Consider the following 12,108-nt stretch of genomic DNA (forward strand, 5'->3'; position numbering starts at 1 on the left):
CACGTTTCGTTGTATCGTTCGAAACTTATCGCTGTGACATCCGCGATCTTCGATCGATGTCGCGACCATCACCTAGCCGGAAGGGAGAGCCCTGGTGACCATCAACTCGGGCCGCTCGATGATCCGTTCGGCGGTCGTCGTGCTGTCCACAGCAGCCCTCGCGGTCGCTGGAGCCATGACAGTACTGGCGGGAACCCACACCGCCGACGCCGCCGTCGGCAGCCTCGCCTTCGCCTCGGATGTCGAGGACGAAGGCGCCGACTGCCCTGTACCCAATCCAGGTTCCTTCAGCCCCAACTCCCGACTTCCAGATCCGTTCCGGAAAATCGACGGTTCGCGGATCACCACCAAGGCCGAGTGGGTCTGCCGGCGGGCCGAGATCCGGGAGCAGGCCGAACGGTACGTCTACGGTGACAAGCCGGCCAAGCCGGCCACCGTCACCGGCACCGTGACCAGCTCCACCATCACGGTGAACGTCTCGCACAACGGCCGCAGCTCCAGCTTCTCGGCCGGCGTCCAACTGCCCAGCGGATCCGGACCCCACCCGGCCGTCATCGTCTACGGTGGATTCGGTGCGGACACCGCCACCATCCGGTCTGCCGGTGCCGCCGTGATCAGTTTCGATCCCTTCTCCGTCGGCCAGGAGGGCACCGGACGCAGCAACAAGCAGGGGGCGTTCTACAGCATCTACGGCTCGTCCAGCAGCACCGGACTGCTGATGGCCTGGGCGTGGGGGGTCAGCCGGATCATCGACGTCATCGAGCAGTCCGGCGGCAACATCCTGCGGACCGACATCGGCGTCACCGGCTGCTCCCGGTTCGGCAAGGGGGCCTTCGTGGCTGGCGTCTTCGACCAGCGGGTGGCGCTGACCATGCCGATCGAGTCGGGCAGCGGTGGCGCGCCGGCCTTCCGCGCCATCCCCCAGGAAGGCGGAGCACAGCCGCTGAGCAGCGCGTACGGCGAGCAGCCATGGCTCGGCGACGCGTTCGGCTCGTACACCGGCAACCCGGCTGGCCTGCCGGTGGACACCCACCAGATGGTCGGCATGGTCGCCCCGCGTGGCCTGTTCATCATGGAGAACCCGCACATCGACTGGTTGGCGGCCCAGTCCGGCAGCGTCGCCGCGCTCGGCGGCGCCGAGATCTACCGGGCGCTCGGGGCGTACGAGAACATCACCTACTGGTCCGCCGTCTCCGACGGCACCCACTGCGCCAGCCGGTCGGAGTGGCGTACCCCACTGCAGCAGCACATTCAGAAGTACCTGCTGAACACCGGCAGCGCGGCCGGCACCTTCCGGATCGCCAGCAACAAGTCCGGCAACCTGGCCCAGTGGCGGGACTGGACGACGCCGACCCTCGCCGACGGCCCGACCACTCCGCCGCCGACCACGGCTCCACCGACGACTCCGCCGCCCACCACCCCGCCGCCGACGACTCCGCCACCCACCACCCCGCCGCCGACGACTCCGCCACCCACGACCCCGCCACCCACGACCCCGCCACCGGCTGGCGGCTGCACGGCGACGGTGTCGGTCAACCAGTGGCCGGGCGGCTTCGTCGCCACCGTACGGGTGACCGCCGGCTCCTCGCCGGTCAACGGCTGGTCGGTCACGATGACCCTCCCGTCGGGTGCCAGCGTGACCAACGCCTGGAACGCCAGCCGTAGCGGCAACAGCGGCACCGTCCAGTTCGGCAACGTCAGCTACAACGGCAACATCGGTGCCGGCCAGTCGACCGAGTTCGGCTTCCAGGGCACCGGTACGGGCACCGGCATGACCCCCACCTGCTCCGCCGGGTAGTCCGCTTGTGAAACCGGCGAGGACCTCGTCGCGGGCGTGGCCGGCGTCAAGCCGGCCACAACCACGGCGAGGTCCTCGCCTTGGCGCCTGGATCAGGCTCGGGCAGCTGTCAGCGAAATGCTCAGAGCCCGCACCCCCACCGCTCCTGGATCTTGATCAGGACCGGCATGCGCTGGGTTACAACACCATCCGTCAGCGTCATCTCGGCCCGGTACTCCCCGAAATCCAGCGGCGGCAGGGTCATCATGACCCAGGCAATACCGACGTAGCGGTCGCCGTTCGATCCCGGCGGGATCGGCGCGTGCGGCAGGCTTGCGTCCGTGCCCTCGGGCAAGCCGTGCATGTCGACATGCAGAGGTGTCGACCACGAGCCAGCGACGAATCCAACAAAATAGGTGAAGTTGGACTGATGGGCCGGGAGACAGGCTCGCTGCTCGTAGTCGGACAGGTGCCAGGTCGCCTGCGAGGTCCCGGCTGCAGGGGCCGGAGCCGCCGAACCTGCACCACCGGCCGCCGACGCGGTCGATGGACTGATTGCCAAGGTCAGCGCCAGGCCGGTTGCCACGGCGAGCGCCATCTTGACCGAACGGGACGACAATCTCACGATGAGCCTCCTTCGGTGATCCTGCCTCGGACGACCTCCAACCCCAGAACCCGGTCCGCACCCGGTTCGCCGCCCCTTGTGCACGGAGTATCACGCGGACGCCCGTCGACCACCATGCACCTCTCGGGTATCCCCTACCTCCCGAGATTCATCGATGTTGCTGAATTGGGTTCGGTCGTGCTGAAATGACTCACATCGCCGCAGTGCGGGGGCAACCGCACTGAGAACGGCCAGCCGGGAGCATCGCGGTGTCGGCAGCGTCCCCTGGCAGACGCCCGCACCCGCACCACCCGACGGCATCATCCACGGTGGTCTGTCAGCGCAACGGATTCGGCGACGAGGTGAGAAGTGGTCATGGTTTCCCGGGAGAGATTCGCGAGGTGGTACCGGAACCGCTTCGTCTGGGTGGGGGTGATCCTGCTGGCGACGTCGGCCAGCGTGGTGGTGCTGGTCAACTCGGCCGGCCCGGAACTGGCACCGGCGGATCTGCGCGGGCAGATCATGACCCGGATGCGCGCCACGCTCGAACAGGCCGACCCGGAGCAGCACAACCACGCCGGACACATCGTGCAGGCGGCCAACGGGGACGAGCCGGCACCGACTGTGATCTGCGGGGTCCACGTCTACGGCCACGAGCCGGCCGACGTCGACAAGCTCGCCGACGTGCACACCGTCTACGGCTTCCACCTCTGCGGGATCGCCGGACCCGACCGCCCCTGGGACGTCGCTCCGAAGCTCGCCGGTCCGGTGATCATGGACCTGTCCACCGAGCCTCCGGGCATCCAGGTGGTCGAGGCCACCGCTGAGATCATGTTCGTCGACCGGCTGCGGCAGATGTTCCCGGCCAAGTACGCGGAGCTGGCGATGAAGGAGGCCCTGGCCGAACCGGAGATGGCCGATCTGCGTCGCCGCTACGACGCCGCAGCCGGACTCTGACCACGCCGAACGGAGCGCCGACGGCGCCGACGGACGTCCCGTGGTGGTCGGGACCAAGGTCCCGGCCACCATGGGTGTTCCGCCTCAGGCGCCGGGAACCGCCAACGCGGGAAGCTGATCTCGTCACAGCGAGATACGAGTCGCGGAGGCGACGATGACCACCACCCAGCACACCAGCCACCGGTCGATCGAACGGCCCCTCGAGCGCGCCGAACTCCCCGGCGCGATGCTGACCACCACCGCCGCCCGGGCCCTGGCCGTGCTGCGGATCTCCACCGGGTTCGTCTTCCTCTGGGCGTTCCTCGACAAGACCTTCGGCTTCGGCTTCGCCACCCCGGCCGAGCGGGCCTGGGTCAACGGCGGCTCGCCGACCAAGGGCTTCCTCTCCTCGGTCGAGGTCGGCCCGCTGCAGTCGTTCTTCCACTCGATCGCCGGCACCTGGTGGGCCGACACCCTGTTCATGACCGGTCTCGGTGCCATCGGCATCGCCCTGATCGCCGGCATCGGGCTGCGCGTCGCCGCCGCTTCCGGCGCCCTCATGATGGTGTTCATGTGGCTCGCCGAGTTCCCGCTCGACCGCGTCACCGCCAGCGGCGAACCCGCCCACGCCACCAACCCGCTGGTCGACTACCACATCGTCTACGCGGTCGTCCTGGTCGTCCTCGCCGCCGCGTACGCCGGCCACACCTGGGGTCTCGGCCGGCTCTGGGCGAAGCTGCCCTTCGTGCAGCGCAACCGCTGGATGATCTGACCTTCCCTCCCCCCAATCGGTGTGCCGGACCGCTCCCCCGCGGTCCGGCACACCGGCGTCTATGGACGACCTCCCTCGGCCAGGGCTCCTGGGCCCAGCCCGGAATCGGTTGAACATCACTCACGTTGCGACGCTCGCCGCTGGTCGGACAGCTTGCCAGCCCGCACAATGACCTGATGCGCCTGGTGTCGTTACTGCCGTCGGCGACGGAGATCGTCTACGCGCTCGGGCTGGACGACGATCTCGTCGGGGTGACCTTCGAGTGCGACGAGCCGCCGGCCGCCCGGCAGGACAAAGCCGTCGTCGTCGGCGGCCGGGACACCCGGGGCATGACCCCGGCGGAGATCGACAGCTACGTCAAGGGCCGGATGGCTGCCGGGGACGACCTGTACACGCTGCACGCCGATGCGCTGGCCGACCTGGCACCGGATCTGATCCTCACCCAGGACCTGTGCCGGGTGTGCGCGCTGCCGTCCGGTCAGGTGTCCGACGCACTCGACTACCTCGGCTGCCGCGCAGACGTGCTGTCGCTCGACCCGTACACCCTCGACGAGGTGCTCGACACCATCGTCGCGGTGGGCGAGCGGACCGGCGTACCGGATCGGGCCGGCGTGCTGGTCGCCGGCCTGCGCCGCCGACTCGCGGCGGTGGCCGCTGCGGTCGCCGGTGCCGACGCACCCCGGGTGGCGGTGGTGGAGTGGGTCGACCCGCCGTTCACCGCCGGCCACTGGGTGCCCGACCTGGTATCGGCGGCCGGCGGCAACCCGGTCGCCGCCCGTCCCGGTGCCCGCTCGACGCAGACCACCTGGGACGCCTTCGCCGCCGCCGACCCGGACGTGGTGCTGGTGGCACCGTGTGGCTTCCGTCTCGACGGGGCCGCCCGGCAGGCCCGGGTGGTGGCGGATCGGCTGCCGGGCGTACCGGTGTGGGCGCTCGACGGAGACTCCCTCATCGTCCGGCCCGGACCACGGCTGATCGACGGGGTCGAAACCATCGCCGCCGTGCTGCACCCCGACCGGGTGCCGGCCGCACCGGCCGGCACGGCCACCCGCGTCGCCTGATCTGGAATCCGGTGTCGGACCCGGCGGCCACGCACGCAGGGCTGAGATCTTCGTTGGCTGGGTATGGGTGCCAGCAGCGCACAGACTTGCCGCCGACCCGAGGAGAACTCGTGACCGACCAGCGACAACGCCCACCGACCACCACCGACGCCGGGGTGCCGGTCGCCAGCGACGAACACTCGCTCACCGTCGGCCCGAACGGCCCGCTGCTCCTGCAGGACCACTACCTGATCGAGCAGATGGCGAACTTCAACCGGGAGCGGATCCCGGAGCGGCAGCCGCACGCCAAGGGCGGCGGCGCGTTCGGCACGTTCCGGGTCACCAGCGACGTCAGCGCGTACACCCGGGCGGCGGTGTTCCAGCCCGGCACCGAGACCGAGGCGATCGTCCGGTTCTCCACCGTCGCCGGGGAGCGGGGCAGCCCGGACACCTGGCGTGACCCACGCGGCTTCGCCGTCAAGCTGTACACCAGCGACGGCAACCTGGACATCGTCGGCAACAACACGCCGATCTTCTTCATCAAGGACCCGATGAAGTTCCAGCACTTCATCCGGTCGCAGAAGCGCCGGGCCGACAACAACCTGCGCGACCACGACATGCAGTGGGACTTCTGGACCCTGTCGCCGGAATCCGCGCACCAGGTCACCTGGCTGATGGGCGACCGGGGCATTCCGCGTACCTGGCGACACATGAACGGGTACGGCAGCCACACGTACATGTGGATCAACGAGCGGGGCGAGAAGTTCTGGGTCAAGTACCACTTCAAGACCGACCAGGGCATCGAGTTCTTCACCCAGGACGAGGCGGACCAGATGGCGTCGGCCGACACCGACTACCACCAGCGGGACCTGTTCGAGCACATCGCCGCCGGGCAGTTCCCGTCCTGGACGCTGTACGTGCAGGTGATGCCGTTCGAGCAGGCCAGGACGTACCGGTTCAACCCGTTCGATCTGACCAAGGTGTGGCCGCACGGCGACTACCCGCTGCACGAGGTCGGCCGGCTGACCCTGAACCGTAACGTCACCGACTACCACACCGAGATGGAGCAGGCCGCGTTCGAGCCGAACAACGTGGTGCCGGGGACCGGGTTGTCCCCGGACAAGATGCTGCTGGCCCGCGGGTTCAGCTACGCCGACGCGCACCGCGCCCGGCTCGGCGTCAACTACCGGCAGATCCCGGTCAACTCGCCGAAGGTGCCGACGCACAGCTACTCCAAGGACGGCGCGATGCGCGTGCGCAACGTCACCGACCCGGTGTACGCGCCGAACTCGTACGGCGGACCGCAGGCGCAGCCGAATCTCACCGACGACGGCGGCACCTGGTACGCCGACGGCGAGATGGTCCGGGCGGCGTACTCGTCACACGCCGAGGACGACGACTGGGGTCAGGCCGGCACCATGGTCCGCCAGGTGCTCGACGACGCGGCTCGCGACCGCCTGGTCGACAACATCGTCGGCCATCTGCTCAACGGGGTGAGCGAGCCGGTGCTGCAGCGTGCCTTCGAGTACTGGCGCAACGTCGACAAGAACATCGGCGACCGGGTGGCCGCCGGAGTGCGGGCCAAGCAGGATGAGAAGGACCCGAAGGCGGCCAAGCAGGCCAATCCCGCCCGGTCCAGCATGCAGGCCAAGGCCTGACCCATGGCGGTACGGCGGACCGGCGGGCCGCCGTACCGCTCGGCGCGGCGCCGGTCCCGCCTGGTGTTCACATGTCCACCGCGAGGCAGCCCGTTAGGATGCGAGCATGAGTTCAGAGGCTGTCGGCAGGCACATGCCCCCGATCGTAAGTCTCGACGACCTCACCGCGATGATGGCTGCCGACGAACACCACCGGTACGAGATCAGCCCCGATGGAGTCCTCTCGATCATGCCGCCCCCGGGGTACGCCCACGCGATCATCGCGACCCGGCTGATGGTGTGGCTCGCCGCAGCCGGTGTCCCCACCGATCAGATCGCACAGGCGGTGGGACTACGCATCCCCGGCCGCGCCGGCATCGGCGGGCGCATCCCCGACCTTGTCGTCTGGAGCAAACCTCAGGCCGATGCGGTCTGGCTGCCGGTCGCCGACGTACTCCTCGTCGCCGAGATCGTCTCACCGGGCTCCGAAGGCACCGACACGGTGACCAAACGCAATGAGTACGCGGCAGCCGGCATCCCCCAGTACTGGGTGGTCGACCAGGACACGGCTCAGACCGTGACCGTGCACCGGCTGGACGGCGACCACTACGCCGTACAGGCAACCATGCCGCTCGCCTGGCTCCTCAACACCAGCCCGGCCGAGCACGGCCTCGGCTGATCCCGGTCGGGGTACCTTGCTCGACCCGACGCTGTGGATCATCAGCGGTCCCGCGACGGGGCGCGGTACAGGCGGACGGCGAGCCACAGCCCGCTGACGGCGAACATCGCCCCGCTGGCCAGCAGCCAGCGAGTCAGATACGGCTGCTGGGTCAGGCCGGTCGCGGCGGTGAACGTGCCGCCGCCGAGCCGCAGAATGCCCGGCAGGTAGACGACGAACAGCAGCGCCGACCCGAGCGCCGGCACCCGGACGTGGTTCACCACGGACAGCCGCGCCGGGCGGCTACCGTTGCCGACGTCCGCCTGGATCGCGGTGGCGGACCGGGTCGCGGTGGCGGACCGGGTCGCGGTGAGCAGCGCCCGGTCGGCGGCCGCGTAGACCGGCCACATGACCAGGTCGTGCACGATCACCGCGGCCACGAACCAGATCAGCATCCGTACGGCGGTCGTCTCGCCAGCCAACCTCAGCACCACCCAGCCGGTGACCGCGAAACAACCCACCAGCACCAGCAGGTGCCACAGCGGCGCCCCGTAGCCGGCCCGGAACCGGGCGACCACCGTCTGCGTGCTCCGGTCACCCATCGCCGTCACCGTCCCCGCTGAACTCGATGGTCGCCACCCACTTGGTGCAGTGCACGCCGGGCAGGGCCGGCACGATGATCCGGGCCGGGAATCCGTGGTCGAGCGAGAGGTCGACCCCGTTGACCCGCAACGCCAGTAGCGAGTCCGGGTCCAGCACCTGGTTGGCCTGCAGGGTCGCCCTGTTGAACAGGCCGCCGCGCTGGATCGAGGTGACCCGGGCCGACGCCGGCTCCGGCACCCCGGCCTCGGCGGCCAGGTCGCGCAGCCGTACCCCGGTCCAGGTCTGCAGGGTCGACCAGCCCTCCACGCAGGCGATCGGCAGCCGAGCGGTGTGCGACGGCATGCCGAGCAGCTGTTCCCGGCTCAGGCTCACCACCCGGCCGCCGTCGCCGAGCAACTCCAGCCGCCAGCCGTCGCCGGTGTCGGCCGGCCGGATCCCGGCCGCTGCGGCGGTGCGGTTGACCGGGAAGCCGTTCGGCCCCTCACCGGCCGGCCGACCACGGGGCAGCAGCAGGGCCAGCCGCCGCCACGGGCCGTCCAGGCTCTGCCCGACGGTGAGCACCGCCAGCAGCAGCGACCCGCAGCCGACCAGGGCGAGCGCTCCCCGGCGGCTGATCGTCGCCGGGGCGGGGCGCGGAGCGACCAGGCCGTCCGGGTCGGGCGGCTCGGGCCGGGTGTCGGCCCGCGAGGTGCGCAGTTCGGCACGCAGCGACCGGGACCGCAGCGCGGTGACCATCCGGGGCAGTTTGAGTACGACGTGGACGACGAGCGCGGCGGTGAACACCCACGCCCCGAAGTAGTGCGCGGTGTAGAAGTCGAACCCGAACAGGTACGCGTACTGCACGTTCAGCACACCGGTGACGGTCTGGAACAGGATCCCGCCGACCAGCAGCAGCAGCGAGACCCGCTCCAGCGCCTGCGCCACCGACCGCACCGGCGGCCAGGCGAACAGTTTCGGGATCACCGACCACAGTTTGGCCAGGATCACCGGAATCAGCGCGATCCCCAACGCCACATGCAGGCCCTGGCTGGCCCGGAACAGCCAGGACGGGCGGGTCGGCCAGTCGAAGTACGGCAACCGCAGCCAGCCGACGTCGCGCGGAAACGCCTGCCCGAACTGCGGCCCGTAGGCGATGTAGTCGAGCAGCCCGGTGATCATCACCACCGGCAGGCCGATCAGCAGAACGAGGCCGAGGACCGAGGTCAGCCAGGGGCCGCGCAGCGGGCTGCGCCAGCGGTGGGCAACGTCGAACGGCCCGGCAGAGGCGGGGCCGGCAGAGGCGGGGCCGGCAGAGGCGGGGCCGGCAGAGGCGGGGCCGGCAGAGGCGGAGCCGGGGTCCGGTGCCGGATCGGTGGTGGCGGCCATGTACCGGGACGCTAGTTCGCGACGACCCGGTCAGGCCCCGGTTCGACGATTACGGAATTCTGACGGCTGGCCGGAACCGGACCGGCGACCCACCGACCGGCCCTACCGTGAGCGGATGCGGATACTGCTCACCGGCGCGGCCGGGTTCATCGGATCGCACGTCGCCGACCTGCTGGTCGACGAGGGACACGAGGTGGTCGCGCTGGACGCGCTGCTGCCGCAGGCGCACGGCGACGAGCCACCCGACTGGGTCCGCCGGCACGACCTGGTACGCGGCGACGTCCGCGACGGCGATCTGCTGGACCGGCTGCTGCCCGGCGTCGACGTGGTCTGTCACCAGGCGGCGATGGTCGGCCACGGCCTCGACCCGTCGGACGCGCCGGCCTACGCCGGCCACAACGACTACGGCACCGCGGTGCTGCTGGCCGCGATGCACCGGGCCGGCGTGACCCGGCTGGTGCTGGCCAGCTCGATGGTGGTGTACGGCGAAGGCCGCTACACCTGCGCCGCCCACGGCGTCGTCCGGCCGGCACCGCGCCGCCCCGACGACCTGGCCGCCGGCCGGTACGACCCGCGCTGCTTACGGTGTGCCGGTGAACTCCGCTGGACGCGGGTGCCGGAGGACGCGCCGCTTGAGCCGCGCAGCACGTACGCGGCGAGCAAACTCGCCCAGGAGCATCTGGCGGCGGCGTGGGCGCGGCAGACCGGCGGCGGTGGCTGGGCGCTGCGCTACCACAACGTCTACGGCCCCCGGATGCCGCGCGACACCCCGTACGCGGGAGTGGCGTCGCTGTTCCGGTCGGCGTTGGCCGGCGGACGGGCGCCGCAGGTGCTCGAGGACGGCCGGCAGCAGCGGGACTTCGTGCACGTCACCGACGTCGCCTGGGCGAACCTGCTGGCCATGGTCGCCGACCAGCCGGCCGGCATGGTCCCGGTGAACGTCTGCTCGGGCGAACCGCACCCGGTCGGCGAGCTGGCCCGACAGTTGTCGGCGGCGATGGGCGGACCGGAGCCGGCGATCGTCGGCGGTGCCCGGCCGGCGGACGTACGGCATGTGGTGGCCGACCCGGGCCGGGCGGCGCGACTGCTCGGCTTCACCGCCCGGGTCGGTTTCGCCGACGGAGTGACCGCGTTCGCCACCGACCCGCTGCGGGAGCCGGCCGCGCTGCCGGTGCCGGCCTGAACCCGGTCAGGAGAAGGTGAGCAGCAGGTGGTTGACGGCGAGCGCGGTCGCCGCCTGCCCGGCCAGCCACCAGCGGCGTGTGCCGGCCGGTAGGTGGGCGGTGGCGACCAGCAGCCACACCACGAACGGCAGCCAGATCCGCTCCACCTCGGCCTTGCTCAGCCCGGACAGGTCGGCGGCGAGGATCGCGGCGGCCGCCGTCAGCGGCAGTACGACCGTCGGCCGTGCGGCGGCCCGCAACCCGGTGCGCAGTCGCCGCCCGCGCGGCTCGCCGGCCGCCCCGGTCGGGTCGGCCCGGCGTACCGCCTGTCGGGCCGCCCCGATCGTGCGCCGCAGCGCCGGCCCGACGACCAGGCCGGCGGAGAGCAGCATCGCCGCCAGGTTGGCCCACACCCAGTAGCTGTACGGACGCTCGGCCGCCCAGCCCTGGTAGTACCGCTCGACAACCAGCTGATAGCCCTCCCACCACCAGAAACCGGCGGCGGTGAACGCGACCACGACGGCCACCACCCCGGTGCCGGCGATCAGCAACGCCGGCAGGAACCGGCCGGGCCGCATCACCAGCACCGCCAACGCCAACGGCCCGACCAGCACGAACCCGTACGACAGGTAGAGCGCGAAGCCGAGCAGCAGGCCGCCGGTGAGCAGCGCCGCCGGGTGGCGGGCGGCCAGCAGGGCCAGCCCGGCGGCGACCACCCCGGTGAACACCCCGTCGCCGGACGAGCCGATCCACACCGCGCCGGGCAGCAGCACCAGGAACGGCAGTACGGTGCGGGCGGCGTCCTCGGCGCCGAGCCGGCGCAGCGTCGCCGGCACGCTGACCACCATCGTCGCGCCGATCAGGATGCAGGCCAGGCCTGCCGCGGTGCCACCGCCGAGGCCGATCCGGTCCAGCCAGACGAAGACCAGCAGCGCCCCCGGCGGGTGGCCGGCGGTGTGCGTGGACCAGGAGCCGGGCTGGAAGTCGATGATCCGGTCGCTGAACCCGGCCAGCATCACCGGGATGCTGGTGATCCGGTGCACCTCGTGCAGGTACTCGGCCTGGTTGGTGAGGCGTTCGGTGACCCCGGCGGTCCAGCCGTCGATCAGGGCCAGCGACAGAATCCAGGCCACCGCGACGAGGTAGCCGACACCGAGCAGCCGGCCCCAGCTGGCGGTGCGCGCCCACCGTACCCCCCAACCGACGACCACGACGGCGACCGCGACGGCGAGCGGCGTGCCCCAGCCGACGTGCGGACGCCAGAACGCGTACAGCGGTGCGGTCTCGGCGTAGAGTCCGACTCCGCGCCGGTTGAGCACCACGCCGACGACGACGGCGGCGGCGATCAGCGCCAACTCGACCCCGAGCACGATCAGGTCGGCGCGACCGGACCGCCGGGTGGCGGATTCTGGTGTCATGACCACCGGACGGTACGGCCTGCGCCGGCACCCGGGCCGGGCAACGGCCGGACCGTAACCCTCCGGTAAGAATTGCCGCCCGTAAGACTTCCGTAAGCGCGGAACGCCAGCCGGTCGGGGGCGGTTCGTCCTAGC

11 protein-coding genes are annotated in these 12,108 nt (G+C 71.0%); 7 read left to right on the forward strand and 4 right to left on the reverse strand.

Going from position 1 to position 12,108, the window contains the following annotated elements:
• Positions 1 to 94: 94 nt before the first annotated feature.
• Complete coding sequence (locus tag ACN27J_RS14155) at positions 95 to 1,798, forward strand: cellulose binding domain-containing protein (RefSeq protein ID WP_421366682.1); 1,704 nt, start codon at positions 95 to 97, stop codon at positions 1,796 to 1,798.
• A gap of 121 nt (positions 1,799 to 1,919) precedes the next feature.
• Here ACN27J_RS14155 and ACN27J_RS14160 read toward each other — a convergent pair whose 3' ends face one another.
• Positions 1,920 to 2,402 carry a DUF5980 family protein gene (locus tag ACN27J_RS14160; protein ID WP_421366683.1) on the reverse strand — a complete coding sequence of 161 codons (483 nt, stop codon included), beginning with the start codon at positions 2,400 to 2,402 and terminating at the stop codon, positions 1,920 to 1,922.
• Positions 2,403 to 2,756: 354 nt separating this feature from the next.
• Here ACN27J_RS14160 and ACN27J_RS14165 point away from each other — a divergent pair, with 354 nt between their 5' ends.
• From ACN27J_RS14165 to ACN27J_RS14185, 5 genes are all read left to right on the forward strand, one after another.
• Positions 2,757 to 3,338: a hypothetical protein gene (locus tag ACN27J_RS14165; RefSeq protein WP_421366685.1), complete on the forward strand. Its 582-nt coding sequence runs from the start codon at positions 2,757 to 2,759 to the stop codon at positions 3,336 to 3,338.
• A 154-nt stretch (positions 3,339 to 3,492) separates the two neighbouring features.
• Complete coding sequence (locus tag ACN27J_RS14170) at positions 3,493 to 4,089, forward strand: hypothetical protein (protein WP_421366687.1); 597 nt, start codon at positions 3,493 to 3,495, stop codon at positions 4,087 to 4,089.
• A gap of 176 nt (positions 4,090 to 4,265) precedes the next feature.
• Positions 4,266 to 5,150 carry an ABC transporter substrate-binding protein gene (locus ACN27J_RS14175; RefSeq protein WP_421366689.1) on the forward strand — a complete coding sequence of 295 codons (885 nt, stop codon included), beginning with the start codon at positions 4,266 to 4,268 and terminating at the stop codon, positions 5,148 to 5,150.
• Between the two features lie 110 nt (positions 5,151 to 5,260).
• Positions 5,261 to 6,787, forward strand: coding sequence for a catalase (locus ACN27J_RS14180; protein ID WP_421366691.1), 1,527 nt, complete (start codon positions 5,261 to 5,263; stop codon positions 6,785 to 6,787).
• A 106-nt stretch (positions 6,788 to 6,893) separates the two neighbouring features.
• The gene (locus ACN27J_RS14185) at positions 6,894 to 7,445 is read left to right on the forward strand and encodes a Uma2 family endonuclease (protein WP_278171261.1); all 552 of its coding nucleotides are present in this window, start codon (positions 6,894 to 6,896) and stop codon (positions 7,443 to 7,445) included.
• A gap of 41 nt (positions 7,446 to 7,486) precedes the next feature.
• On the opposite strand, the gene ACN27J_RS14190 is transcribed toward ACN27J_RS14185, so the two are convergent.
• Both ACN27J_RS14190 and ACN27J_RS14195 read right to left on the reverse strand, forming a co-directional pair.
• Entirely contained in the window at positions 7,487 to 8,026 is a 540-nt protein-coding gene (locus ACN27J_RS14190) for a hypothetical protein (protein ID WP_421366694.1), read from the reverse strand.
• Positions 8,019 to 9,392 (reverse strand): molybdopterin-dependent oxidoreductase, encoded by a 1,374-nt coding sequence (locus ACN27J_RS14195; RefSeq protein WP_421366695.1) that lies wholly within the window; start codon positions 9,390 to 9,392, stop codon positions 8,019 to 8,021. Before ACN27J_RS14195 ends, ACN27J_RS14190 begins: the two co-directional genes overlap by 8 nt.
• A gap of 115 nt (positions 9,393 to 9,507) precedes the next feature.
• On the opposite strand from ACN27J_RS14195, the gene ACN27J_RS14200 reads away from it, so the two are divergent.
• Positions 9,508 to 10,575 carry an NAD-dependent epimerase/dehydratase family protein gene (locus ACN27J_RS14200; RefSeq protein ID WP_421366697.1) on the forward strand — a complete coding sequence of 356 codons (1,068 nt, stop codon included), beginning with the start codon at positions 9,508 to 9,510 and terminating at the stop codon, positions 10,573 to 10,575.
• Positions 10,576 to 10,581: 6 nt separating this feature from the next.
• On the opposite strand, the gene ACN27J_RS14205 is transcribed toward ACN27J_RS14200, so the two are convergent.
• Complete coding sequence (locus ACN27J_RS14205; protein WP_421366699.1) at positions 10,582 to 11,973, reverse strand: hypothetical protein; 1,392 nt, start codon at positions 11,971 to 11,973, stop codon at positions 10,582 to 10,584.
• Positions 11,974 to 12,108 lie beyond the last annotated feature (135 nt).

The sequence above is a fragment of the Solwaraspora sp. WMMB762 genome (assembly GCF_049179115.1).
In the GTDB taxonomy this organism is placed as follows: Bacteria; Actinomycetota; Actinomycetes; order Mycobacteriales; family Micromonosporaceae; genus Micromonospora_E.